Origin of the sequence: Kitasatospora sp. NPDC056731, from assembly GCF_040687675.1 — a bacterium.
In the GTDB taxonomy this organism is placed as follows: Bacteria; Actinomycetota; Actinomycetes; order Streptomycetales; family Streptomycetaceae; genus Kitasatospora.
The window spans coordinates 1-23503 of record NZ_JBFBNR010000010.1 but is presented as its reverse complement, the minus strand read 5'-3'; the positions used below and the strand labels follow the sequence as shown (position 1 = coordinate 23503).

Below are 23503 nucleotides of genomic sequence, written 5' to 3'. Positions count from 1 at the left end.
CGGCCGTCACGGGGCCGTCGGCGGCACCCCAGCCGGGGAGCCGCCGACGTGCCGGGGCGAACTGCCCTCGCCCCGACGGGACTTACAGCGAGGGATCCTGCATCAGGATCGCCTGGTAGAGGTGGTGGAGACGACGACTCGGTTTGAGCCCCAACTCGTCGTCGAGCCACTTCCGGGTGCGGTGGAAGATGTCGACGGCCTCCGACTGCCGGCCGCACCGGTAGAGGGCGATCATCAACTGCTCGCTGAACCGCTCGCGTTCCGGGTACTGGGCGAGCAACTGCTTCAGCTCGGCCACCACCGTCCCCGCCTCGCCCGCTTGCAGCTGGGCCGAGATCAGGTCCTCCCGCGCGGTCTTGCGCTGCTCGTCCAGACGCAGCGCTACGGCACGGCACCAGGGCCCGTCGCTCGTGTCGAGCAGGGCCGGTCCGCGCCACATCCCGAGCGACTTGCGGAGCGTGTCCATCGCTTCGTACGGCCGGTCGCTGACCAGCCCCGCGCCTTTCTCCGCCGTCCGCAGGAACCGGTACGCGTCGACCGCGTCCTCCGAGACGTTGAGCATGTAACCGTTGTCAACCGTGCGGATGAGTTCCTGGTCCGGCCCCTCCAGACCAAGTTCCGCCAACGATTTGCGCATGCGTTTGACATTGGCCTGCAAGGCGTTGCGCGCGTTCTTGAGCGGCGCTTCCCCCCACAGCTCGTCGATCAGTTCGTCGAACGCGACCACCTGACCGGCGTTGAGCGCCAGCATGGTGAGCATCACGCGATTCTTCTTCGCCCGTAGACCTACGGTGCGCTGACCGTCGCCGATCAATAGTGGGCCTAATATGGAGATGTACACCAAATTCCCCGTCCCTAGCGGTGAACTCCAGCCACAAGCTTTTCTCCTGTGACCTCGGCCCGGCCACCGTCAACAGTGGTCGACGTGTTTGGGGTGGCCTGACAAAGGGGAAAAGCCTGGGTATCATTCGCGCTGGTCAAGTATCGGACACGCCTGGGTCGTCCGGCCATGTACCTTCGTACATGAGTTGATGAACCTGCGCCACCAACCCCACCTGAAGCCGCGACTCCACTCCCAGTTTCGCCAGGATGTTGGCGACATGCGCCTTCACCGTGCGCTCTGTGACGTGCAGTCGGGCGGCGATGCCGCGGTTGGAGTGTCCGGCACCGATCAGGTCGAAGACCTGCCGTTCCCGTCCGGACAGCGTCCCGACCCGGGTGAGCTCGTTGCGCCAGCGCGCCGAGGCAAGGCTGCCGTCACTGTGCATGGCCACCCCCCTGACCGCCCCCTGCTTCCCCGTGGCGCGTCCACCGGCAGTTGCGCCCCCCCGTCACCGGGAAGGTCGTTCACGTGCCGACGAACGCGCATGCGATTCTACAACTCCCGTAACAAACCACCACGGGACAGTCGGCGTCAAACCCCTTGTCACGACTGGTTGTGGCCGGGTGCCTGCACGAAACGCACACGAAAAGGGCCGGGGAGGGGCTAAGCCCTTCCCCGGCCGTCGAGTTGGACGGGTCCCGTGTTACGGGAGGGTCGTGCGTGCCGCCGAGGCCGCCGCCGCGGCGGCCACGATGGCCGGCATCCGCGGGGTCCGGGTCGTGGTCTGGCGCGCGAGCCGCGAGGGCCAGAAGGTCTTCCAGCCGAGCAGGGTGACCACGGCCGGCAGGACGACGATCCGGATCACCGTCGCGTCGAGCAGCACCGCGCAGGCCATGCCCACCCCCATCTGCTTCATCTCGATGAAGTTCAGCGAGGCCAGCAGGGCGAACACGCAGACCATCACCACCGCGGCGCTGGTCACCACGCCGGCCGTGCGGGTGATGCCCTGCTCGACCGCCTCCTTGACGGAGAGTCCGCCGCGCGCCGCCTCCCGGATCCGGCTGACCACGAAGACGTGGTAGTCCATCGACAGGCCGAGCAGGATCACGAAGAGCATCAGCGGCAGCCAGGCCACCACCCGGCCGGTGGACTCGAAGTGCAGCAGGTCCTCCGCCCAGGTGTGCTGGAAGATCAGCGCGAGCAGGCCGAAGGAGGCCGCCGCGGACAGCACGTTGAGCACCACGGTGATCAGCGCGAGCACCACCGAGCGGAACGCGGCGGTCATCACCAGGAAGGTCAGCACCAGGGCCACCCCGAGCACCCAGGGCATCTTGTGCATGACGTTCGCCCGGTAGTCGACGTCGAACGCGACGTCGCTGCCGCCGACCGCGAACTCGGCGCCCGCGACCGCGCCGAGGGTCTGCGGGGCGAGGTCCTGGCGCAGCCGGGCCAGCGAGGCGCGGGCCTGCGGGGAGCCGCTGTCGAAGTGGGTGCCGATCGCGACGGTGGCGACCGTGCCGTCGGGGGAGGTGCGGACGACCGGCGCGGGGTTGTGCACGAAGAGGTCGTCCTGCGAGGCGCGTTCGACCAGCGACTCCACCGCGGTGCCCAACTGCGCCGTCCGGTCGGCCGGGACCTTCACCGCGACGGTGTGGGTGTCGGCCTGGCTCGGGAAGGAGTGGGTCAGCCGCTCGTTGGCCTGCATCGCCGGGATCGACCGGGGCAGGTCGTCGATCCCGGTGGCCTTGAGCTTCAGGCCGAGGGCGGGCAGCGCGAGGACGAGCAGCGCGCCGACCGAGACCACCAGTGCGATCACCGGGTGGCGCAGCGCGGGCTTGAGCATGGTCGACCACAGCCGCGGCTTGACCCCGCCCTTCTGGGTGAGCCGCCACACCAGCGGGACCCGCGGCGCGTCCAGGTAGCGGCCGAACCGGGACAGCATGGCCGGCAGCACGGTCAGCGAGGAGGTGATCGCGATGGCGACCACCAGCACCGCGCCGGTGGCCATCGACTCGAAGGCGATGTGCCCGGCGAGGTAGAGCGCCCCCATCGAGATCATGACGACCACGCCGGACACCAGCACCGAGTGCCCGGAGGTGGCGGCCGCGATCTCGATGGCGTCGATGTTGTTGGCGCCCAACGCCCGCTCCTCGCGCTGGCGCTTGAGGTAGAACAGCGAGTAGTCGACCCCGATGGCCATGCCCATCAGCACGATGACGTGCGTCACCGGCCCCGGGTCGGGCACCAGTTGGGAGGCCACCCCCCACAGGCCCAGTCCGGCGAGCACCGAGGACAGGCCGAGGACGACCGGGACGCTCGCGGCGACGATCGCGCCGAACACGAAGACCATCACGAGCAGCGTCACCGGCAGGCTCAGCACGGTCGCCTTGCCGAGGTCCTTGCTCAGCATCTCGTTGAGCCCGGCCTTGATCGAGCCGGCGCCGACGAGTTCCATCCGCAGCTCGGTGTGCGACGTGTGGGTCCTCGCCACGGTGTCGATGAGCGGCTGCACCCGGTCGGCGGAGGTCTCCGGATCGCCGTCGAGGGTCACCGGGACGAGCAGGGCCGAGCCGTCCGGCGCGGGCACCGGGGCGTCGATCGAGCTGATGCCGGGGAGGGCCTTCAGGTCGCGGGTGGCGTCCGAGGCCGCGGACTGCGCCTGGACGGGGTCGAGCCGGCCGCCGCCCCACGGGGTGATGAGGACGTTCTCCACCGCGCGCTCCTGGAGGCCGCCGCTGCGGGCGATCGCGGCCGCCCGGCCGGACTGGCCGATGGCGAGGTCGGAGGTGGTGGCCTGCCGGGTGCCCGTGACGCCGCCGACCACGAGGGCCGCCACGACGAACGCCACCCAGAGCGCGATCGCCCACCAGGGGTGGACGGCGCTCCACCGAGCGGCCCTGGTGATCACGTTCCTGCCTTCCACGATCACGTTCCCCTCCTCAAAAGAAATGCCCGGATCAAGACACGGGCCTGACTTATGAGTCCGGCCGGTGCGGTGCGGCGTTCGCCTGCATCACTGAATCTAGTGACGCTTCGACGCATGATCACGGGTACAACTTCGACGATTGGAGGGGGAGTTTCTTCTACTTGACAGCCGACCCGAGAGGGCTGCCGCCGGATTCTCCGGGCGGAATTTGATACCACATCCGCCGGGACACGTTAAAGGGCCCGTCGCCGATCAGTGCGACGGACCCCGCGTATTCCTCGGGCAGCGGCAGGTCGGTGACTCTCCACGGACCGGGCAACGGACCGGAGCGTGCGTACACGGTGGCTTCCGGTCCGTCGTGGGCGACCGGGATCCCCATGCCCTGGGTGAGTCTGGCGCCCGAGGCCTTCACGCACGCCTCCTTCCTGGTCCACAGCCGGGTGAAGGCGTCGGGCCCGCCCCGGGCGACCAGCTCCCGTTCGTCCGGGGGGAAGAAGCGACCGGCCAGCCGGGCGGTGTCCAGCTCGGCGCGGGCCAGCTCGACATCCACGCCGACCGGCCGTGATGCCAGGGCGAGCAGGGCGATCTCGCCCGAGTGGGACAGGTTGAAGTGCAGGCCCGGCGCGTCCTCGACGGCCGGCTTCCCCCACGGGCCGCGGCTGAAGCGCAGCCCGGCCGGGGGGCGGCCGAGGTGCTCGCCGAGGACGATCCGGGTGGCGGCGTGCGCGAGCACGAAGCGGCGCCGCAGCCCGGGCAGCTGTCCGCTCCGGGCGCGCGCCCGCTCCTGCTCGTCGAGCAGTTCCTCCAGGTGCGGCGGGTACCCGTCCGGGGCGTCCTGGGCGGCTTCGCCGTCCGGGCGGTCCGGGTGCTCGCCACCGGTCAGCGGAATCTGCCAGATCTCGACCGTATCCCGACCGACCGGTTGTTCTGTCCCGTTCAGAACCGGCCCACCTTTCCGGTGTGCAGCCCCTGGAACAGATTCAGCTTCTGGATGTTCCGTGTCCCCTCCATGAACTCCACGCCCCGTGCGTCCCGGGCGAGTTTGTCGAGGAGCGGGTGGTCCAGCCGGGCGCCGGGCCCGAAGAAACCCAGCGCGCGCATCGTGACGTCCTCGGCGAGTTCGCAGGCGCGGGCCTTCGCCGCCGAGGAGAGGTGCCCGGCGGCCGGCTTGCGGTCCACCGCGAGGGCCGCCCGGTAGGTCAACTGGCGGGCCGCGTCGATCCGCTGGCCGAGCGACTCGAACAGCTCGCGCTCCGCGCCGCGCAGTTCCCGGCGGTTCTCGGCGACGTAGTCGTGGGCGGCCCGGGCGATGCCGAGGGCGATCGCGGCCACACTCGGGCGGAGCTGGTTGAAGACCGAGACGATGCTCCACATGCCCCGCCGGGTCGGCGGCAGGTGGGCGCCGAGCACCCGTTCGGCGGGCACGTGCACCCCGTCGAGGGTGATCCGGGTCAGCTGGACGCCGCGCAGGCCGAGGGTGGGCAGCGGCTCCGCCCGGAAGCCGGGGTCGGCGGTGTCCACCAGGACGGCCAGCACGCCGAGCCGCTCGGTGCCCGCGACCCGCGCGAACACGGCGCCCAGGTCGGCCCGGGCGGCGTTGCCGACGTAGCGCTTCTCGCCGTCCAGGACGTACGAGCCGTCGCCCACCGGGGTCAGCGTGGTGGTCATCTCGCCGATGGCCGAGCCGCGGTCGGGCTCGGTGAGGCCGAAGCAGGTCCAGCGGGGGCGTTCGGCGAGCCGGCCGTACACCCAGTCCTTCTGGGCCTGGCTGCCGAGCACGCTCAGCAGCACCCCGCACATCGAGGCGCCGGGCGCGCCCAGCATCATCCCGGCGTCGCCGCGCGCCAGTTCCTCGCTCACCAGGACCCGTTCCAGGGTGGCCAGGCCGTGCGCGGGGCCGGCACCGGCCTCGGCGGACGCCCGGTCCCACTCCGGCGGCACCTGGTGGCCGGCCAGGAAGCGCACGGCGGGCAGGTCCAGGAAGCGGTGGACGGCCTCCGGGTCCCGGTCGAGGTCGAGCGCGCCCGCCCGCAGGTCTTCGGCCCACCGCCGCACGTACCGGTGCGTGGTTTCCAGCGGGCCGGGCAGGCTGATCACACGTTCCCCTTCCGGGAGTCGACGTTCTGTGCCGTGTCCCCGGCCGGCCCCGGCCAGCCGCAGTACACGTCGGCGAGGAGCTCGGAGGCGTACGCCGCCCGGCCCGGCCCCTCGGCGGTGAAACCGTACGCCCCGAGCAGCCGCAGCAGTGCGCGGTCGGCATGGGTGATCTGGGCCTGGAGGCGGGCGAGGGCCGGGCCGTCCAGGGGCCGGGCGGGGGCCAGCGGGGAGTCGTCCGGCCCCTCGGCGAGGTCGTCGAGGACGCCCTCGATCTCCAGGTGGTCGATCAGCACGTCGGCGAGCGCGCCCTTGACCAGCTGTTGCAGCAGCAGCGAGGAACCCTCGACCTGGCGGCCCGCGAGGTAGGCCAGGCAGGCCTCCCGCAGCCGCTCGGACGCGCCGAGCCGCAGCCAGGCGAGGCCGGTGCCCCAGTCGTGGGCGTCGGGGCCAGCGGGCGCCCGGGTGGCGTCGGCGGGGCTCAGGACGGCCAGACCGGGCACCGGGTCCAGGCCCCCATTCCCGTCCTCGTCCCCGTCCTCGTCGTCGCCGAACTCGGCGTACTCGCCGAGGAGTTCGCGCGGGACCACGGCGTGCCCGCGCGGGCCGCGCGGTGCCACCCCGGGGGACAGCGCGCGGGAGAGCAGGGTCAGTGCGGGGACGAGGCCGTCGTTGCGCGCGCTCGTCCGGGCCTCCTGCCAGTGCTCGCGCACCTCGGCCGGAACCGTCATCGGACCCCCAACTCCCCCGTGTCGAGTGTGCAGTAGGCCAGGAAGCCGCGCTCCCGGTCGTAGTCGGCCACCACCACCGGGCGGTCCCGGTCGGCGGCGGCGAGCAGGGCGGCCCAGCCGCCGGTGGCGGGCTGTCCGGCCGCCACCTTGGTCCACGGACCGCCGTGTGTCGGAAGTTCAGCACAGCCGTCGGACAGGCCGGAGCCGGTGACCAGCGCGGCCGAGGCGTCCCAGTCGGCGAACAGCCCCGGCTCCGGGAGGCCCTGGGCCGCACCGCCCAGCGGCGCGTCGCCGCCGTCCCAGTGGATCAGCAGCGCGACCGCGGCGTCCGTGTGGACGGCGCTCTGCCCCGTCGCGGGCAGCGGGAACGGCTGGGTGCCCTGGTCCACGACCAGCAGCAGCAGCCGCGACCAGCCGCACCGCCGGGCGTACTCCACGGCGACCCGCAGCGCGCTGAACGGCGCCAGGACGCCCTGGTCGGACAGGGCGAAGGAGAGCGGCTCGCCCGGCAGCCGCCCCTTCACGCAGGAGGCGACCAGCTCGGCGTGGTCGAAGTCCGGCGCGGAGTAGGCGACCACCACCACCTCGGGGCACTCCTCGGCGGTCAGCGGGCCCAGCGCGTCGAGCGCGCCGTGGGCCAGCTCCACCGAGGTGCGCCGCCCCGAGGCGGCGAACTGCTCGCGGTCGAAGTCCGCGCCGTAGAGCGCCCCGAGCTCGCGGTAGAAGTCCTCCCGCGCGGCCTCCGGCCGGTACGGCGCGCCAGGCCCCGGCGGGGTGTGGGCGCCGGCCCGGATCAGCCGCGGCAGGACCGCCGCCGGGGCCGGGCCGGGCGTGCCGTCCGCGCCGGCCGGGGCCGGACGCCGCACGGGCGCAGTCGCGCGGAACATGCTTAGGCGCTCGCTTCCGCGGCGACGAAGCCGGCCAGCGAGCCCACGGTCTCGAAGTGGGTCATGTCCAGCTCGTCGGCGTCGAACTGCACGTCGAGGATCTCCTCGATGGTGATGAGCAGTTCGAGCGCGCTGCTGGAGTCCAGGCCCAGCTCGTCGAAGAGGCGGACGCCCGGGTCGGCGCCGGAGACGTCCTTGTTGAGGACCTCCGACAGGCCCTTGCGGACGGCGTCGACGTACTTCACGTCGGCCACGGTGTTGGCAGTGTCGCTCATGGTGTTCTCCTCGGGCTGGTCCCGGCCGTGGGTCGGCCGGTCGGTGGTCAGTTCTGATCGTCGCCGGGGGCCGCGTACAGCCGCTGGCGGCCGAGCATGGCCTCGACGTCGTCGCGCTCCCGGATCAGGTGCGCCCGCCCGTCCAGGACGAGCACCTCCGCCGGGTAGCCGTGGCTGAGGAAGTGCACCGGCGAGGCCGTCGGCCCGTACGCGCCGGAGCGCTGCACCCCGATCAGCTCGCCGGCCCGCAGCGCCGGCATCGGCACCTTCTTGCCGATGACGTCGTTGGGCGTGCAGAGCGGGCCGGTGATGTGCCAGGGCTCGGTGGCCGGCTCGTCCAGCCGCTCCAGCGCGGCCATCGGGAAGTTGCGCTTCACGTACGAGCCGATGCCGACGGCCGCCATGTGGTGGTTGGTGCCGCCGTCGGTGACCGCGAAGTTCTCGCCCATCGAGGTCTTGGTGTAGCGCACCCGGGTGACGTAGGTGCCGGACGCGGCGACCAGGAAGCGGCCCAGCTCCATGATCATCCGGGTCTCCGGGTGCCGGGCGCGGAAGTCCGCGATCAGCGGGTTGAGCCCGGCGGTCAGCTCGGCGACGTCGAGGTCCTTCTCGTTGTCGAAGTAGGCGATGCCGAGGCCGCCGCCGACGTCGACCGTCTCCAGCGGGAAGCCCAGCTCGGTGGAGAGGCGCTCGGCCAGCTCCAGGATCCGCCGGGTGTTCTCGACGACGGACTCCTCGATCAGGATGCGGGTGCCCAGGTACACCTGGACGCCCATCAGCCGGATGTTGGGGTAGCGGCCGGCGAGCTCCTTGCCCTCGGCCAGCAGCAGCTCCTCGTCGGTGCCGAACTGGCGCGGCTTGCCGCCCATGGTCAGACCCGAACCCTTCACCGAGAAGCGCGGGTTGACCCGCAGCGCGACCCGGGCGGTGATCCCGCGCTCGCGGGCCACCTCGTCGATCAGGTCCAGCTCGCCGATCGACTCGCAGACGATCGCGTGGATGTCCTCGTCCAGGCAGGCCGCCACCTCGCCGCGGCTCTTGCCCGGGCCGAGGAAGATGATGTCGCGCGGCTCGACCCCGGCCCGGCGGGCGGTGACCAGCTCCGTCAGCGAGGACACCTCGGCGCGCGAGCCCAGGCTGTGCAGCAGCGCGCAGACGGAGATGTTGGGGTTCGCCTTGAGCGAGTAGAAGACCTCCAGCGCCGGGTGCAGCGCCTCGCGCAGCCCCTGGAAGCGGGTGGTGATCTCCTCGCCGTCGTACAGGTAGAGCGGGGTGCCGAACTCCTCGGCGAGCTCGGTGATCCCGAGGCCCTGCACCTCGAATGCGACGCTCACGGTCAGCTCCGTTCCGGGTAGGCCGCGAGGCGGCGGGTGATGTCGGTGTCGAGCGCCTCGATCTCCTCGTCGGAGGCACCGACGAGCACGCCGTACAGCCGGCCCTCGAAGCCGTCCGCTTCGGCGCCGGCGGCGGTGCCCGCGGCGGCGTTCACCGTGGCGTAGTTGTTCACGAACAGGCCGCGCGGGCGCGGGCCCCGCTCGGTCAGCAGCAGCCCGTCCAGCACCTCGGCCAGTTCGGCGAAGGGCAGCGGGCGGGTCAGCCGCAGCGGGAAGTGCCGGGCGACGGCGACGTCGTCGGCCCCGGCCAGGCCGCCCTCGTGCACCACGTTCTGGTACGTGGACATGTTGTTGCGGGCGTTGATCTCGATGACCGGGTACAGGCCCTCGTCCGGGTCGACCATCGCGTCGACGCCGACCACGCCGTAGTAGCCGTCGGCGGCGAGCCGCTCGCCGAGCCGCAGCGCCGTCGCCTCGATCTCCGCGACCTGCCCGTCGGTCAGCCGGGCCGGGATCCGGTGGCCCTTGTGGACGCCGCCCTCGGTCAGCAGCTCCTTGACGAAGTCGAAGTGCGTGGAGCCGTCCCGGCCCACCGTGAACTGGTAGTTGAGGTCGCAGCGCTTGGCGACCCACTCCTCGATCACCAGCGCGGTGCGCGGGGCCCCGCCCGCGGCCTTGGCGGCGCGCTCGGCCTGCTGGACCGCCATCCGGTGCAGCCGGCCCAGGCGGGCCTCGGAGTCCAGCACGACGATGCCCTTGCCGGACACGCCGAACGCGTCCTTCAGCACCACCTTGCGGCCCGCCGCCAGCAGTTCACCGGCCGCGGCCACCGCCTCGGCCAGCTCCTCCAGCGTCTCGCAGGCCCAGCCGCGGGCCTGGCGGATGCCCAGCTCGTCGGAGAGCCGGCGGCTGTACACCTTGCTGTTGACCCGCTTGCAGACCGCGGCGGTCGGCGCGCCCAGCTGCAGCCCGGTGCGCTCGGCCAGCTCCTCCTCGACGGTGGAGATGCCGTGCGCGGTCAGCCGGGCGCCCTCGGCGGCGACGGCGGACAGCGCGCGCAGCAGCTCGGGGTCGGCGAGGGCGTCCTCGCTGACGGTGCGCTGCGGGTCCTGGCCGGCCACCACGTGCACGGTGGGCAGCTCCAGGCCGAGGCCCTCCAGGTAGCCGCGGTAGCCCTCGTCCAAGGCGGTCTTCAGCACGACGTGGTCGTCCTTGCCGCCGAGCAGCAGCGCGAACTCGTCCATGCGGTTCACCACCGCACTGCCCGCGTGCGAGGCGACCCGGGGCAGCGCGGGCTCGCCGAGCGCCCAGTGGTTCTCCACCTCGAAGTTGCCCAGGAACACCAGCGGGGTGTCCGCGGACCCGGTCACGGCGCGCTTGAGGCGCGCGCTGAAGCCGGAGGACGGTAGATGCATGTCGACCTCGTCATTTCTCGTGTGCGCTCGGGCGCGGTGCGGCGGGTGCGCAGGTGCTGCGGTGGTGGCCGACTCGGTGGACGGCCGTCAGTGCTCCAGGACCATCGCGGCGAAGGTCGCCCCGAGCCCCACGCTGGTCATCAGGTAGCGGTCGCCGGGGCGCAGCCGCCCCAGCTCGGTGGCCTTCTGCAGGTTGATGAAGGGGTCGGCGCAGAAGCAGTGCCCGGTCTCGCCGACCAGGTCGAGGAAGACCTTGTCGAGCGGCAGCCCGAGCGTCTTGCAGACGCCGATCCACGACAGCCGGTTGACGTTGTGCGGAAGCACGAGCGCCAGCTCGTCGAGGCCGCAGCCGGCCTCCTCCAGGGCGGCGCCGATCACCTCGCACAGGCCGGGCCCGTACAGGTCCTGGAACTCCTTGGCGGCGGCGTCGCCCATGATGAACTCGTCGCCGAACTGGGTGTGGGTGCGCGTCGCGTAGCCGAGCATCCGGTCGGAGCCGGTGCGGTCCGCGCTCACCAGGAAGGCGACGGTGCCCTCGCCCATGACGGTGACGTCCGGGATGGACTGCGTCTGGGTGGTGCACGCCTTCTCCCCGGCCAGGACCAGGGCGAGCGCGTTCGGGTCCGGGTCGGCGGCCAGCAGGGTGCCCGCCAGGTCCAGCGCGAGCAGCCCGGAGGCGCAGGCGTGGTGCGAGACGACGAAGCCGGCGGCGTGCTCCAGGCCGAGCTCGACCTGGAGCGGTCGGAGCGAGGTCATCGGGTACGGCAGCGGCGACGGCATCGTGCGGGCCTGGAGGACGTACTTGACGCGCTGTTCCTGCCCGCGCAGCTCCACCAGCTTGGTCGCGGCGCGCAGCAGCAGCTCGGTCTCGGTGGCCGCAGGGTCGCGGCACACCTCGGAGAGCCCGTAGAAGCGCTGGTAGCGCCGGAGCTGCACATCCGTCAGCTGGAGTTCCTGTTGGAAGCGCGCGATCGGGATGGTGTCGGGAAGACAGCTGGAGACTGCCGTGATCGACGTCATGCCAACTACAGTCGCCTGGAGCGCTGACGCTTAGCTGACGCTGCGCTGACCACCGCCGCGCGGTGGCGGTCAACGGGAGGCCTCGCGGACCGCGCCCAGGGCGAGCGCGCCGAGGGCCAGTGCGGCGGCGACGGCGGCCACCGCGGTCGGGGCCGGGGCACGCTCCCCGGAGACGCCGAGGAAGTCCAGCCCGGAGACATGGCTGACCATTGCGTACCAGAGCATCGGGTAGAGCGACTGGAACAGCCGAGGCCCGCCCGTGACGGCCCCGCAGAGCAGTGCCAGGGCGGGTATCAGCAGTGCCCCGGCCAGGGCGCCCGCGGCGGCCCGGGGCTGTCCGGCGGCGAGCAGCCGGGCGGCGGGCACGGCTACCACGGCGAGGGCCGGGACGACCCCGGCGAGCAGGGCGGCCAGCCCCCGGCGCAGGGGCGAGGGGCAGGCGCCGAGCAGTTCGCCGGTGCTGCCGCCACCCGCCCGGTGGCCCATCCGGGACCACAGCAGCACCGGCCAGAGCATCGCGAACGGCAGCACCGGGTGGCTCGGGCCGTCCGGCGCGACCCATGCCGCCAGTGCGGCGAGGGCCACCGCCCCGGCCCACCAAAGCCGTTGGCCCTGCACCAGGATCCGCAGCTCGCCCACGAGGGCGGCGAGCACCGCGCCGCCCCGGCGTGCCGGGGCCGGGGTCAGCCGGGCCGGGGCGAGGGTGAAGGCGGCCGCGGCCGCGCCGGGACCGACCCCGACCCCGGGCGCGGGGCCGTCGGTCCGGACGGCTCCGGACGCCCCGGCGGCCGGGCGCGGCCCCTCCCCGTCGAAGCGCCGGAACCAGAGCGCCCCGAGCAGCGCCAGCCCCACCGCGACGGCGGTCAGCAGCAGCGCCCCGGCGGCCTGCGCGCCCGCCTCGCCGGGGCCGAGGCCGGGCCAGTCGAAGGTGCCCAGCACCCGGTTGTCCGCGGTGAGCCCGACCCCGAACTCGACCCCGTCCGCCGACCGCCCGCCGGCCGCGATCGCCTCCCGGATCGACGCGGTGATCCGGCGCATGCCCAGCAGGTCTGGCCCGCCGCCCGCCTGCGCGCCGAGCACGGCGACCAGCCAGACCGCGAACCACACCAGCGCCCCGAGCCCGCCGCGCAGCCCGGGCAGGGTGTCGAAGAGCACCGCGCACCCGGCGACCGCGGCCAGCAGCGGCAGCGTGATCAGCACGTACGGCAGCAGCAGCCGCAGCACGTCCACGTGCCCGGAGTCGCCCTTGACCAGCTGCACGCCGAGGGCCGTCCCGGCCAGGGCCAGCAGCATCGAGCCGAACAGCAGCAGGTTGCTGCCGAACTTGCCCGCCAGGTAGCCGATCCGGGTCAGCGGGGTGGCGGCGAGCAACCTGCCCACGCCGCTCCGCTCGTCCCGCCCGATCGACCCCCGGGCGATGCCGAAGCCAGCCAGTGACAGCCAGACCGCGCCGCCGAGCGCCGTCACCGTCCCCACGTAGCCGCTGGTGTAGCGGCCGTGCAGGTCGGTGACCTGGAACACCGTCCAGCGGGAGTCGCCGACCGGTGCGGCCAGCAGTCCGAGCGCGAGCGTGCCGAGCAGCACCGCCAGGTACCCGGGCCGCCGCCGGCGCTCCCGGAAGTCGGCGAGCGCGAGCGCCCAGAGGCCGGCCGTCACGCCGCCACCCGCTCGGGCCCGGCCTGGGCGGCGGTGAGCAGCAGGTACGCGTCGTCCAGCCGGGGCGGGACGGGCTCGGCCTCCGGCGCGGGAGGGTGCGGGGACAGCACCCGGACCCGGACGCCCTGCGGGGTGCGGGTGGTGGCGCCCAGCAGGAACCGCGAGCGCAGCGCCGGGAGCCGGTCGGCGGCCACGGTCAGCTCCCAGACCGAGCCCGCCGCGCCCCGCAGCAGGTCCTCCGGGGTGCCGTGGTGCAGCAGCCGGCCGTGCCCCATCACGGCGATCCGGTCGGCGGTGGCGGCCACGTCGGAGACGATGTGGGTGGACAGCACGACGATCCGCTCGGCGCCGAGCCCGGTCAGCAGGCCGCCGAAGCGCAGCCGCTCCTCCGGGTCGAGCCCGACGGTCGGCTCGTCGACGATCAGCAGTGCCGGGTCGTTCAGCAGCGCCTGCGCGATGCCGACGCGCTGGCGCATCCCGCCGGACATCGCCCCCAGCCGCTGCCCGGCCGCGCCGGACAGGTTGACCAGGTCGAGCAGTTCGTCGATCCGGGCCTTCGCGTGGCGCCGCCGCAGGCCCTTGGCGGCGGCCAGGTAGGCGAGGAACTCGCGGGCGGTGAGCTGTGGGTAGCCGTCGAAGTCCTGCGGCAGGTAGCCGACCGTGCGGCGCAGCGGGCCGGGCCGGCGGGCGGTGTCCGCGCCGTCCCAGAGCACCTGCCCGGCGGTGGGCCGGGTGACCGTGGCCAGGATGCGCATCAGGCTGGACTTCCCGGCGCCGTTGGCACCGAGCAGGCCGAGCACGCCGGGCCGCAGCGTCAGCGAGAACGAGTCCACCGCGCGCTTGCCGCCGCGGTACTCCTTGGTCAGGTCGAGGATCCGGAGTTCCGTCATGTCCGCCATGCTTCCGGCGCGGGCGGCCGGGCACATCTGCCGTTCGGCAGAGATGGCGGACGGAAACGACCGGAGGGGTGGGCCTTTCGGCACACCCCTCCGGAATCCGATCAGGTCCTACTCGTCGTCGGCCCCGCCGAGGTCACCGAGGTCGCCGAGGTCGGTGCCGTCCGGGGTGCCGCTGATCGCGTACCCCTGGCGGCGCGCCTCGTAGCAGGCCACCGTCGCGGCCGCCGACACGTTCAGCGAGCCGACCCGGCCCAGCTGCGGCACGAACACCACCTGGTCGCAGAGCGCCAGCGCGTCGGGGGTGATCCCGCGGTCCTCGTGCCCCAGCACGAAGGCCACCGCCGGGGTCAGTTCGGCGGCGAACATCGGCACCGCCTCGTCCGCCAGCTCCAGGCCGACCACCTTGAAGCCGTCCGCCTTCGCCGCCGCGACCGCCTCCGCGATCGTCGGGAAGTGCTCCACCTTCAGGTACTTGTCGGTGCCCATCGCGGCCTTCTGCGCGCCCGAGGAGCGCACCGACGGGGTCTCCCCGGCCAGGTACAGCTTCTCGGCGCCCATCGCGGCCCCGGTCCGGACCACCGAGCCGACGTTGAACGGCGACTGCAGGTTCTCCAGGATCATCGCGAGCCGGAACTCGTTGCTGCGCCGCCACGAGCGGTGCAGTCGCTTCAGTTCGGTCCCGCGCAACTGCTTCACGACGACGTTCCCCGTCCACTCTCCGTACCCTCGCCCGGCTCCGGGCGGGGTCGTGCTTCCAGAATCCGGAACCCGTTGACCGACGCGACCCGGGTGGTCGGGTAGCCCTGCTCGTTCAGCCACTTCTGCAGCGAGTCCGAGCCCAGGTGCTTCTGCACCACCAGGAACGCCGAGCCGTCCGGGGTCAGCCGGCCGAGCCAGTGCGTGAGCAGCCGGCGCAGCGCGGCCTTGCCGATCCGGATCGGCGGGTTGGAGTAGATGGTGGCGAACCGCACGTCCTGCGGGACGTCCTCGGGCAGCGCGGCCTGGACGTTGCCCAGCCGCAGTGCCTCGGCGTTCAGCCGCACCAGTTCCAGCGCGCGCTCGTTCACGTCCACCGCCCAGACCGGCAGCCGCCTGCGCCGGCTCGCCCAGGTCAGCGCGATCGGGCCGTAGCCGCAGCCGACGTCCAGGATCGGGCCGCGCACCCGCGGCTGCGGGGCGTGCTCCAGCAGGATCCGGGTGCCCGGGTCGAGCCGGCCGCGCGAGAACACCCCGGTGTCGGTGGTCAGTTCGAGGGTGAGGTCCGGCAGGGAGACCGTGATCGGCCGGCGCTCGCTGGCGACCTCGGGTGCACCGGTGAAGTAGTGCGAGCCGGACATGATTTCCCCGTCGTTCGTAAGGGCCTCGGGGCCACCGGGTGGGTGTGGGTAAGCCCTTGGTACGGCACCGATCGTACCCCCGGTGGCCTGCGGCGCGTTCCGTGCCGGCCGGCGGCCCGGGTGCCGCGGGGCCGCCCCGGCGCAATCGCGCCCGGCCGCCCGGCGACGGATACTGCCAGTACCGCCCCCGCGCCCGTGGGAGCCTCCGGACAGCGCCTCCGAACAGTGAGGACGGACGCCATGCCGCAGAATCACGAGGACTACCTGATCGACGAGGCCGTCGAGACCGTCGAATCCGACGACGAGGCACCCGAGGGCGACGAGTACGACGAGGTGGCCGAACGCCGGGCAGTCGGAGCCGACCCGGCCACCGATGTCGCCGACGCCGCCGAGCAGAGCCGCGTCGTCCAGCTCGACGAGGACGAGTACCGCGAGTAGCCGCCGCCGGGCCCGGTCGGGGGCGCCGTCCGGTGCGTTGTCCGGGGCGCCGTCCGGGGCCCTACAGCGCCCGGCGGCGCTGCAGCCAGGTCATCGCCGCCCAGCCCGGCAGCACCGGCAGGATCAGCGTCAGCAGGCGGTACATCGCCACCGCCGCCAGCGCGCCGCCCTTCTCCATCGACGCGGTCTGCTGCAGCAGGGCGATCAGCGCCCCGTCCACCGCGCCGGCCCCGCCCGGGGTCGGCGCAACGTTGCCCGCCGCGTTGCCCACCAGGAACACCACCGCCACCGAGGCGAAGGACGGCTCCCGGCCGATCGCCCGGGTGCAGCAGTACAGGCAGCCGATCAGGCAGATCGACACCAGCAGCTGCCCGGTCAGCCCCACCGCCAGCCGGGCCGGGCTGCGCAGCAGGTCCAGCAGCCGCGGCAGCACCTCGGTGGTCAGCGGCCGCAGCCGCGCCGCCAGCCAGCGCCGGGCCGGCGGCACCGCCGAGACCACCGCCAGCAGCGCCGCCGCCCCCGCCAGCCCGCCCACCACGGCGGGCAGCGCGTCCAGCTCCGAACCGCCCGGTTGCAGGTCCAGCAGGTAGACGAAGGCGCCCAGCTGGAGCAGGTGCAGCACCAGGCCGATCAACTGCCCCACCCCGACGCTGGACAGTGCCTGCGCGGTCGGGATCCCGGCCCGCTGCAACAGCCGGGTGTTCAGTGCGATCCCGCCGACGCCCCCGGGCGACACCAGCTTCACGAACGCCCCGGCCAGCTGCGCCAGCACCGCGTTGCGGAAGTCCAGCCGCTCCGGCACGAACCCGACGAACCCCATCGCCGCCGTCACGTGGCTCAGCGCCGCCGCCAGCAGTGCCAGCGCCAGCCACGCCGGATCGGCGTCGGCCACCGCCGAGATCGGGTTGTCCTCGGCCGCGAACAGTTGCGGGATCAGCAGCCACCCGGCCACCACCCCGCCCACCACCGCCAACAGGGTCCGTGGCCGCAGCCGCTCCAACCGCACCGGCCGCACCTCCGCCTGCGGCCTGGTCCGCAGCACCTCCGCCCGGATCTCCTCCAGCAGCCCGCCCCCGCCGCCGGCGGCTTCGTCGGGCCCGGGGCCTGCCGGGCCGCCCGTGCGCGCGGCGGCGGTCGGGTGGGCGGCGGTCGGGTGGGCGGTGCGCTTGAGGGCGTGGCGGGTGGTGCGGGCGAGGGCGATGGGCTGGAGGAGGGGGAGGGCGGCCTCGACGGTGTCGGCGCCGAGGACGGTGACGGCGGTGTGGACGGAGCGGGCGGCGCCGGCCCGCAGGGCGAGGGTGGTGAGCAGCTGGGCGATGTCGCAGCGCAGCACGAGTTCGCTGGCCGCGATGTCGCCGTCGGCGAAGTCGACCAGGTGCACCGCGCCGGTCGCGTCCACCAGCAGGGAGGACGGGACGAGCGCCCGGTGGGCGATCTCCCGGCGCTGGAGGCGGGCGAGCTGCCGCCAGGCGTCGGCCAGCAGGTCGTCGGTGACCTCCTCGTCGGGGAGCCGGTCGAGGGCGCGTCCGGGGAGGTGTTCGTAGGCGATGAGGGCGGTGTCCTGGCCGAGGCCGGCGGTGGCGGCGATGCGGCGGGTGCGGACGCCGGCGGCGAGGGCCGCGTAGGTGACGAGCGCCTCGTGTTCGAGGCCGGCGCGGGGGGAGCGCAGGGCCCGGGGGTGGGGGGCGGTGCGCAGCCGCAGGCGGCGCCAGGCGCGCTGGACGGCGGCGGCGGTGACGGCTTGCCGGTCGAGGAGCTGGACGTCGAGGTCGGGCCGGTCGTCGGCTTGCCGGACCAGGTAGCGGTCGGGCCCGGCGGGGTGGGCCTCGGCCGGGCGCAGGCCGCTCTCGCGCAGGGCCCGGAGGATCTCGCCGGGCCTGGGCAGCGGGTCGGGGGTGCCGACGGCGTAGAGGGTGCCGTGGGCGCCGGTCCAGCCGATGAGCAGGCCGAGCAGCAGGGCGGTGGGGGTGGCGTACCCGCCGGCGAGTCCGGCGAGGCCGGAGAGGGCGAGGACGGCCCAGGGGGCCCGGTGTTCGCGGTTGCCGGAGGCGGTCATGAAGGCGAGGACGGGTGCGAGGTAGCCGTAGACGGGCTCGGTGTGGCCGAGGGCGCCGCCCGGCAGGGCCTGGGTGAGGGCGGCGAGCAGGGAGGCGGGGGCGACGCCGTCGGCCCACAGGTCGAGGAGCAGGGTGGCGCCGTAGGCGAGGACGGCGGCGAGCAGGCCGTCGGAGACCTGCTGGAGGGCGCGTCGCCGGTCGGGGCCGAGGAGGCGGCGGGCGGCGAGGACGACGGGCACCAGCAGCACGGCGGCGGTGGTGAGGCCGCCGGCGAGGCCGGCGAGCGGCCGGGGCACCAGTTCGGCGGCTTCGGCGACGTCGGCGGCGATGCCGCCGGTGGTGGCCCGGGCGTAGTCGGCGAGCAGCAGGGTGAGGGCGATGGCGATGAGCCCGGTGAGCAGCCGGATCAGGGCGACGGGCTGCCGGATCCGGCCGGGTTCGGACACCGCCCGGGCCGGGCCCCGGCCGGCTCCGGCGCTCGCCGGTATGCCGGTGTCCGCCGGTGCGGGCGTGCCGGCGGTGTCGCCACCGCCGGTGTCGCCGTTCGTTCTCCCCGTCACGATCGCCACGGGTGGCATGCTCCCATGCCTCCCCTGATGGTGGAGCCGGAGCCCGGAAGCCGACCCGGATCGGGGGAGTTCGGGGACCGGCCCTACGCCTGCCGGGTCGGCACGACGACCGTGTGGCTCAGGTTGACGTGCCGGGGGCGGCTGACGGTGTAGGCGATCAGGTCGGCGAGGTCGTCCGCGGTGAGTGCGGGGATGGCCGCGAACATGCCGCCGAGCTGTTCGCGCAGGGCGGGGTTGTCGATGTGGCCGCCGAGTTCGGTGTCGGTCAGGCCGGGCTCGATGGAGCTGACCCGGACGTCGCGGGGGCTGAGTTCGGAGCGCAGGGCGGCGGACAGCTGGGTGAGCGCGGCCTTGGTGGCGCTGTACACGGCGTAGTTGGGGAAGACGACGCGCGAGGCGATGGAGGAGACGTTGACCAGGTCGGCGGCCCGGCCGTCGGCGGCGGCCGCGGTGAGGTCGTCGGCGAAGGCGCGGATGATCCGCAGGGCGCCGGTGAGGTTGGTGTCGACCATGCGGGTCCACTCGTCGGTCCGGCCGTCGGCGAGGGGGTTGGGCAGCATCACGCCGGCGCTGTTGACCACCAGGTCGACCCGGCCGTAGGCGTCGTGGACGGCCTTGGCGGCGGCGTCGACGGAGGCCTGGTCGGTGATGTCGGCGGTGACGGCGAGGGCCTGGCCGCCGGCGGCGGTGAGCTCGGCCGCGAGGGTGTCGAGCCGGTCGGTGCGGCGGGCGAGCAGGGCGACCCGGGCGCCGTGGGCGGCGAGCAGGCGGGCGGTGGCCGCGCCCATGCCGCTGGCGGCTCCGGTGACGACGGCGGTGCGGGCGGCGAGGGCGGGGTAGCTCATCGGTGGCTCCTGGGCCTGGGAGGGTGGTGGGGCTGACGACGACAACTGTGCGCGGGCGGCGGAGGTTCGCCCAGGGCTGTGTGCGTCCCGGGTGCGGCCTTCCTGGGATGCGCTTTCCCGGGATCCGCGGTCCTGGGTGCGGCAGGACCACCCTGGCGCCGGGAAGGCCGACCGGGCGCGCGGCGTGTCTTGAGGCCGGGGCCGGCCGGGCCGTCACTACCCTGCGGGCATGAGTGCCTGCGAAGACCTCGCCGCGGCCCCCCAGGGCATCGAGCCCCTCCCGCCGGTCGACGGCTGCGCCGACTGCCTGGCCCAAGGGCGCCGGGACTGGGTGCACCTGCGGATCTGCCTGGACTGCGGCCACATCGGCTGCTGCGACTTCTCGCCGCAGCGGCACGCCACCGCGCACTTCCACAACACCTCGCATCCGGTGATCCGCTCGTACGAGCGGGGCGAGGACTGGCGCTGGTGCTTCGTCCACGAGGTCATGGGCTGAGGCCCGGCGCGGGGCGCGTCCCGCGGATCCGGCCGGCCCGGGGCCCGTTCCCGGTGGCATCTCCCGGTGGCATTCGGGCGCAACCCCGATAAAATCCGGACATAACGCCCGCGCGGCCCCCGGCCCTTCCGGTCGACATCCGTCCGGCCGGTGACCGCCGAAGGGAGGCCGACGATGACCAAGCGAACACCGGGCAGCACTGCCCAGCTCCGCCGGGGCACCCAGGAACTGCTGGAGCGCCGCGGCATGGCGACCGCGCCCACCCGGCTGGTGCCGATGCTGCGCGCCGACGCCATGTCCTCCGCCACCGCCGGGTACGCCGTGCCCGACGCCTTCCGGCACGGTGGCCGCGACCGGGCGGCCTCGGCGGGGCACGCCGCCCCGTCGATGCACGCCGAGCTGAAGGGCCACCGGCACCGCGGCGCGGAGAAGCACTCCGCCCACTGAGCGGATCCGGGTCCGGGGGCGGGCGCCGCGTTCCGGCGCCCGCCCGCGACGCGTGCTCGGAGGGTGTCCGGGGTGGTTCGCGGCCGGTGCTGGGGGGCGCCGGGCGGTTGTCAGTGGGCTGGAGTACCTTCGTGCCGTTCACCAGCACGGGGCGGGACGACGGGGGCGCACCATGGCCGACCTGATCACGGAGGAGCCGGTCGAGCTCCAGTTGGAGCGGTACCGGACGGAGCTGACGGGCTACTGCTACCGGATGCTCGGCTCGGTCTTCGAGGCCGAGGACGCGGTGCAGGAGACGATGGTCCGCGCCTGGCGGGGCCACCGCGGCTTCGAGGGCCGCGCCGCGCTGCGCTCCTGGCTGTACCGGATCGCCACCAACGTGTGCCTGGACGCGCTGAACGGCCGCAACAACCGGGCCCGCCCGATGGACCTGGCCGGCCCGGTGACGGTGGCCACCGCGAGCGACACCCAACTGCCCGAGGTGACGTGGATCGGCCCCGCGCCGGACGGCCGGGTGCTGCCCGAGACGGGCGACCCGGCCGAGGTGGCGGCCCAGCGCGAGTCGGTGAAGCTGGCCTTCGTCGCCGTGCTGCAGCGCCTCGCGCCCCGGCAGCGGGCCGTGCTGATCCTGCGCGAGGTGCTCGGCTGGAAGGCCGCCGAGGTGGCCGAACTGCTCGGCGTCACGGTGGCCTCGGTGAACAGCGCGCTGCAGCGGGCGCGCGCGGTGCTCGCCGGGGACGGCGCCGCCGCCCGCCCGGCCCCCGCCCTGGACGACGACCACCGCGCGCTGCTGGACCGCTACGTCCGCGCCTTCGAGGCGTACGACATGGACGGCCTCGCCGCGCTGCTGCACGAGGACGTCACGCTCAACATGCCGCCGTACGCGATGTGGCTGCGGGGGCAGGGCGAGATCCGGGCCTGGATGCTCGGCCCGGGCCACGGCTGCCGCGGCTCCCGGCTGGTCCCGGTGACGGCCAACGGCGCTCCGGCCTTCGCCCAGTACCGGCCGAGCCCGGTGGGCGGGCACGAGCCGTGGGCGCTGATCGTGCTGGAGGTGTCAGCGGGCCGGATCACCGGGTTCACCAACTTCCTGGACACCGACGTGCTCTTCCCGCTGTTCGGCCTCCCGCCCCGGCTGGCCGCCGAGTAGGCCCTGTTCGGGCCGCCGGAGGTCGAGGGGGTCCACACCCCCCGGCAGCAGGGCCGCGAGCCCGCTGAACGCGAGCAGTTCCCGCAGCGGGCCGCTCGCGTTCAGCAGCACCACGCCCACCCCGTGCCGAGCGGCGGCGAGCCGCAGCCGGGCGAGGGCGTCGACGACGGCCAGGTCGGGCGCGGTCAGCGCGCCCAGGTCGCAGGTCAGGTCGCAGGTCAAGGCGGGGGTCAGGGCGGGGACGGTCGGGGGCTTCGGCGTGGTGTCCATGCTGCTTGGACCGGCCCGGCGGCCCGGGCTCATCGGCTCCGGCGGAACTTCTCGCAACCTCCCGGAGCTCCGCCCTGGCCGAGGAGAGCGTGGGCCTGCGCTCCGCCCAGCGTTGAACCGACGGCCCAGCGCTGAACCGACGGCCCCGGGCGGGTCGGTGGCAGAGTGGGCGGTGCAGAACCACCGTGCCCCAGGAGGATCGCAGTGACGGCTGAGCCCTTGAAGTCCCGTGAGGAATGGTTGGCGTCCCTGCCCAGGATCTACGCGGCGGCGGGCTGCCTGCTGCGGGACGAGTCCGGCCGGATCCTGATCGTGAAGGCCGGGTACCGCGAGTACTGGCAGTTCCCGGGCGGCACGATCGACCTCGGCGAGGGCCCGGTGGAGTGCGCCTCGCGGGAGTTGCTGGAGGAGACCGGCATCGTCAAGGCGACCGGGGATCTACTGGCCATCTCCTGGACCCACCCCTCGTCCGAACTCGACCACCCGGCGCAGCACTTGATGTTCGACTTCGGCACCGTCCCGGACGGCACCCCCGTGACCGTCCCGGCCGGTGAACTGGACCGGCACCAGTGGGCCACCGTCGAGGAGGCGCTGGAACTCCTCGGCCCGGCCCGCTCGGTCCGGTTGCGGGCGGCGCTGGAGGCGGCCGCCGACGGCCGGGTGCGGATCGTCAGCACGCCCATCTCCGGCTTCTGAGTCCCGCCCCGGCCCAACCGACCGGCCCCGGGCGGGAGTTCCGCCCGGGGCCGGGCCCCGTCTCAGGCCTGCTCGGCGTTCCGGGCGGCGATGATGGCCTTGATGGCCTCGGAGGTGAAGGTCTCCGCCTCGGACTTCTCGACGCCGAGGCCGGCGAGCACGCCCGAGCCGTTCTCCAGCTCCAGCAGGGCGAGCAGGATGTGCTCGGTGCCGACGTAGTTGTGCCCGAGCTTCAGCGCCTCGCGGAAGGTCAGTTCCAGCACCTTCTTGCCCTGCGCGTCGTACGGGATCAGCGCGGGCACCTGCTCGGAGGTGGCCGGCAGGGCGGCGGCGGCCGCCTCCCGGACGGCCTCCGGGGTGATGCCCTGGGCGGCGAGCGCCTTGAGCCCGATGCCCTCCGGTTCGGCGAGCAGGCCGAGCAGGAGGTGTTCGGCGGTGATCTCGGCGTTGCCGGCCGCCCTGGCCTCCTCCTGCGAGGCCATCACGACGCTCCGGGCCCGGTCGGTGAACCGGGCGAAGCCCTGGCTGGGGTCGAGGTCGGTGGGGGTGCCCGGGTCCTTGGGGACGAACCGCTTCTGGGCGGCCTGCTTGCTGACGCCCATGCTGCGGCCGATGTCGGTCCAGGACGCGCCGGAGCGGCGGGCCTGGTCGACGAAGTGGCCGATCAGGTGGTCGGCGAGGTCGTCGAGGTGGTCGGCGGCGATGACCGCGTCGGACAACTGGTCGAGCGCGTCGGGGTGGACCTTCTTGATCGCGGCGATCAGGTCGTCGAGGCGCAGCGGAGTGGTGTTGGGAACGACGGGATTCTCCATGCGTCAACCGTAGGTTGTCGATCCCAGGTCGTCAACCATCGGTTGACGCTACGCATGAGTAGTCTTCGGCGACCCCTGCGGAACGGAGGCGTCCGGTGGGCGGGCTGCGGATCCCGGCCCTGCCCGAGGCCGAGCCGCCTCGCGAACTCAGGCTCCAGGTGGCCGAGTTGCGGGAGCCGGCCTGGCCTAGGGGCTCTCTTTCGGATCGCGCCGGGCGCGCGACGCCGGAGCACGCACCTCGCGGCGTTGTCGTCGGTCGCCGATGGCCCCCAGCCTCCGGCCGGGAGGTGCCCCCACCGCATGGACTCCCTCCTCCGCCTTGCGAT

General features: G+C 73.8%; 24 protein-coding genes. 5 read left to right on the top strand and 19 right to left on the bottom strand.

The window, feature by feature from the left end:
* Positions 1 to 82: 82 nt before the first annotated feature.
* From AB0R04_RS12525 to AB0R04_RS12455, 15 genes are all read right to left on the bottom strand, one after another.
* Positions 83 to 841 carry an AfsR/SARP family transcriptional regulator gene (locus AB0R04_RS12525; protein WP_279634911.1) on the bottom strand — a complete coding sequence of 253 codons (759 nt, stop codon included), beginning with the start codon at positions 839 to 841 and terminating at the stop codon, positions 83 to 85.
* A 136-nt stretch (positions 842 to 977) separates the two neighbouring features.
* On the bottom strand, positions 978 to 1268 hold the full coding sequence (locus tag AB0R04_RS12520) for a helix-turn-helix transcriptional regulator (RefSeq protein WP_107453059.1): 291 nt from the start codon (positions 1266 to 1268) through the stop codon (positions 978 to 980).
* A gap of 258 nt (positions 1269 to 1526) precedes the next feature.
* Entirely contained in the window at positions 1527 to 3752 is a 2226-nt protein-coding gene (locus AB0R04_RS12515; protein WP_363370421.1) for an MMPL family transporter, read from the bottom strand.
* Between the two features lie 154 nt (positions 3753 to 3906).
* Positions 3907 to 4482, bottom strand: coding sequence for a 4'-phosphopantetheinyl transferase superfamily protein (locus AB0R04_RS12510; protein ID WP_363370419.1), 576 nt, complete (start codon positions 4480 to 4482; stop codon positions 3907 to 3909).
* Positions 4483 to 4685: 203 nt separating this feature from the next.
* Complete coding sequence (locus AB0R04_RS12505; RefSeq protein WP_363370417.1) at positions 4686 to 5846, bottom strand: acyl-CoA dehydrogenase family protein; 1161 nt, start codon at positions 5844 to 5846, stop codon at positions 4686 to 4688.
* On the bottom strand, positions 5843 to 6574 hold the full coding sequence (locus AB0R04_RS12500; protein WP_363370415.1) for a hypothetical protein: 732 nt from the start codon (positions 6572 to 6574) through the stop codon (positions 5843 to 5845). Before AB0R04_RS12500 ends, AB0R04_RS12505 begins: the two co-directional genes overlap by 4 nt.
* Positions 6571 to 7461: a hypothetical protein gene (locus tag AB0R04_RS12495; protein WP_063348735.1), complete on the bottom strand. Its 891-nt coding sequence runs from the start codon at positions 7459 to 7461 to the stop codon at positions 6571 to 6573. The genes AB0R04_RS12500 and AB0R04_RS12495 overlap by 4 nt, the downstream gene beginning before the upstream one ends.
* A gap of 2 nt (positions 7462 to 7463) precedes the next feature.
* Positions 7464 to 7736, bottom strand: a complete 273-nt coding sequence (locus AB0R04_RS12490) for an acyl carrier protein (RefSeq protein WP_063348736.1) — start codon at positions 7734 to 7736, stop codon at positions 7464 to 7466.
* 47 nt (positions 7737 to 7783) lie between these two features.
* The gene (locus AB0R04_RS12485; protein ID WP_363370413.1) at positions 7784 to 9070 is read right to left on the bottom strand and encodes a type III PLP-dependent enzyme; all 1287 of its coding nucleotides are present in this window, start codon (positions 9068 to 9070) and stop codon (positions 7784 to 7786) included.
* A gap of 2 nt (positions 9071 to 9072) precedes the next feature.
* Positions 9073 to 10485: an ATP-grasp domain-containing protein gene (locus AB0R04_RS12480; protein WP_363370411.1), complete on the bottom strand. Its 1413-nt coding sequence runs from the start codon at positions 10483 to 10485 to the stop codon at positions 9073 to 9075.
* Between the two features lie 87 nt (positions 10486 to 10572).
* The gene (locus tag AB0R04_RS12475; protein ID WP_063348739.1) at positions 10573 to 11505 is read right to left on the bottom strand and encodes a 3-oxoacyl-[acyl-carrier-protein] synthase III C-terminal domain-containing protein; all 933 of its coding nucleotides are present in this window, start codon (positions 11503 to 11505) and stop codon (positions 10573 to 10575) included.
* Between the two features lie 69 nt (positions 11506 to 11574).
* Complete coding sequence (locus tag AB0R04_RS12470; protein ID WP_363370409.1) at positions 11575 to 13161, bottom strand: hypothetical protein; 1587 nt, start codon at positions 13159 to 13161, stop codon at positions 11575 to 11577.
* Entirely contained in the window at positions 13158 to 14060 is a 903-nt protein-coding gene (locus tag AB0R04_RS12465) for an ABC transporter ATP-binding protein (RefSeq protein ID WP_363370407.1), read from the bottom strand. Before AB0R04_RS12465 ends, AB0R04_RS12470 begins: the two co-directional genes overlap by 4 nt.
* Before the next feature lie 108 nt (positions 14061 to 14168).
* A complete protein-coding gene (locus AB0R04_RS12460) occupies positions 14169 to 14756 on the bottom strand; it encodes a TrmH family RNA methyltransferase (protein ID WP_363370405.1) in 588 nt (195 codons plus the stop codon).
* Entirely contained in the window at positions 14753 to 15397 is a 645-nt protein-coding gene (locus tag AB0R04_RS12455) for a methyltransferase (protein WP_063348741.1), read from the bottom strand. The genes AB0R04_RS12460 and AB0R04_RS12455 overlap by 4 nt, the downstream gene beginning before the upstream one ends.
* Before the next feature lie 240 nt (positions 15398 to 15637).
* Here AB0R04_RS12455 and AB0R04_RS12450 point away from each other — a divergent pair, with 240 nt between their 5' ends.
* Entirely contained in the window at positions 15638 to 15835 is a 198-nt protein-coding gene (locus tag AB0R04_RS12450; protein WP_063348742.1) for a hypothetical protein, read from the top strand.
* A 61-nt stretch (positions 15836 to 15896) separates the two neighbouring features.
* Here AB0R04_RS12450 and AB0R04_RS12445 read toward each other — a convergent pair whose 3' ends face one another.
* Both AB0R04_RS12445 and AB0R04_RS12440 read right to left on the bottom strand, forming a co-directional pair.
* Positions 15897 to 18461 (bottom strand): lysylphosphatidylglycerol synthase domain-containing protein, encoded by a 2565-nt coding sequence (locus AB0R04_RS12445; RefSeq protein ID WP_363370402.1) that lies wholly within the window; start codon positions 18459 to 18461, stop codon positions 15897 to 15899.
* 83 nt (positions 18462 to 18544) lie between these two features.
* Positions 18545 to 19306, bottom strand: coding sequence for an SDR family oxidoreductase (locus AB0R04_RS12440; RefSeq protein WP_063348744.1), 762 nt, complete (start codon positions 19304 to 19306; stop codon positions 18545 to 18547).
* A gap of 229 nt (positions 19307 to 19535) precedes the next feature.
* Here AB0R04_RS12440 and AB0R04_RS12435 point away from each other — a divergent pair, with 229 nt between their 5' ends.
* The 3 genes from AB0R04_RS12435 to AB0R04_RS12425 all read left to right on the top strand — a co-directional run bounded on the left by AB0R04_RS12435 (position 19536) and on the right by AB0R04_RS12425 (position 21399).
* Complete coding sequence (locus AB0R04_RS12435) at positions 19536 to 19802, top strand: UBP-type zinc finger domain-containing protein (protein ID WP_063348745.1); 267 nt, start codon at positions 19536 to 19538, stop codon at positions 19800 to 19802.
* A gap of 174 nt (positions 19803 to 19976) precedes the next feature.
* A complete protein-coding gene (locus AB0R04_RS12430) occupies positions 19977 to 20249 on the top strand; it encodes a hypothetical protein (RefSeq protein WP_063348746.1) in 273 nt (90 codons plus the stop codon).
* A 172-nt stretch (positions 20250 to 20421) separates the two neighbouring features.
* A complete protein-coding gene (locus AB0R04_RS12425; protein WP_363370399.1) occupies positions 20422 to 21399 on the top strand; it encodes a sigma-70 family RNA polymerase sigma factor in 978 nt (325 codons plus the stop codon).
* Here AB0R04_RS12425 and AB0R04_RS12420 read toward each other — a convergent pair.
* Positions 21307 to 21669, bottom strand: a complete 363-nt coding sequence (locus tag AB0R04_RS12420) for an STAS domain-containing protein (protein ID WP_363370397.1) — start codon at positions 21667 to 21669, stop codon at positions 21307 to 21309. The genes AB0R04_RS12425 and AB0R04_RS12420 overlap by 93 nt on opposite strands.
* A 204-nt stretch (positions 21670 to 21873) precedes the next feature.
* Between AB0R04_RS12420 and AB0R04_RS12415 the strand changes: the two genes are divergently transcribed.
* Positions 21874 to 22365, top strand: coding sequence for an NUDIX hydrolase (locus tag AB0R04_RS12415; protein WP_063348748.1), 492 nt, complete (start codon positions 21874 to 21876; stop codon positions 22363 to 22365).
* A 62-nt stretch (positions 22366 to 22427) separates the two neighbouring features.
* On the opposite strand, the gene AB0R04_RS12410 is transcribed toward AB0R04_RS12415, so the two are convergent.
* A complete protein-coding gene (locus AB0R04_RS12410; RefSeq protein ID WP_363370395.1) occupies positions 22428 to 23177 on the bottom strand; it encodes a Clp protease N-terminal domain-containing protein in 750 nt (249 codons plus the stop codon).
* Positions 23178 to 23503 lie beyond the last annotated feature (326 nt).

Excerpts from the sequence above, each read along its gene's own strand:
- AB0R04_RS12520 (WP_107453059.1), bottom strand. The coding sequence starts at position 1,268 with ATGCACAGTGACGGCAGCCTTGCCTCGGCGCGCTGGCGCAACGAGCTC.
- AB0R04_RS12500 (WP_363370415.1), bottom strand. The coding sequence starts at position 6,574 with ATGACGGTTCCGGCCGAGGTGCGCGAGCACTGGCAGGAGGCCCGGACG.
- AB0R04_RS12495 (WP_063348735.1), bottom strand. The coding sequence starts at position 7,461 with ATGTTCCGCGCGACTGCGCCCGTGCGGCGTCCGGCCCCGGCCGGCGCG.
- AB0R04_RS12490 (WP_063348736.1), bottom strand. The coding sequence starts at position 7,736 with ATGAGCGACACTGCCAACACCGTGGCCGACGTGAAGTACGTCGACGCC.
- AB0R04_RS12480 (WP_363370411.1), bottom strand. The coding sequence starts at position 10,485 with ATGCATCTACCGTCCTCCGGCTTCAGCGCGCGCCTCAAGCGCGCCGTG.
- AB0R04_RS12475 (WP_063348739.1), bottom strand. The coding sequence starts at position 11,505 with ATGACGTCGATCACGGCAGTCTCCAGCTGTCTTCCCGACACCATCCCG.
- AB0R04_RS12465 (WP_363370407.1), bottom strand. The coding sequence starts at position 14,060 with ATGGCGGACATGACGGAACTCCGGATCCTCGACCTGACCAAGGAGTAC.
- AB0R04_RS12455 (WP_063348741.1), bottom strand. The coding sequence starts at position 15,397 with ATGTCCGGCTCGCACTACTTCACCGGTGCACCCGAGGTCGCCAGCGAG.
- AB0R04_RS12450 (WP_063348742.1), top strand. The coding sequence starts at position 15,638 with ATGCCGCAGAATCACGAGGACTACCTGATCGACGAGGCCGTCGAGACC.
- AB0R04_RS12440 (WP_063348744.1), bottom strand. The coding sequence starts at position 19,306 with ATGAGCTACCCCGCCCTCGCCGCCCGCACCGCCGTCGTCACCGGAGCC.
- AB0R04_RS12435 (WP_063348745.1), top strand. The coding sequence starts at position 19,536 with ATGAGTGCCTGCGAAGACCTCGCCGCGGCCCCCCAGGGCATCGAGCCC.
- AB0R04_RS12430 (WP_063348746.1), top strand. The coding sequence starts at position 19,977 with ATGACCAAGCGAACACCGGGCAGCACTGCCCAGCTCCGCCGGGGCACC.
- AB0R04_RS12425 (WP_363370399.1), top strand. The coding sequence starts at position 20,422 with ATGGCCGACCTGATCACGGAGGAGCCGGTCGAGCTCCAGTTGGAGCGG.
- AB0R04_RS12420 (WP_363370397.1), bottom strand. The coding sequence starts at position 21,669 with ATGGACACCACGCCGAAGCCCCCGACCGTCCCCGCCCTGACCCCCGCC.
- AB0R04_RS12410 (WP_363370395.1), bottom strand. The coding sequence starts at position 23,177 with ATGGAGAATCCCGTCGTTCCCAACACCACTCCGCTGCGCCTCGACGAC.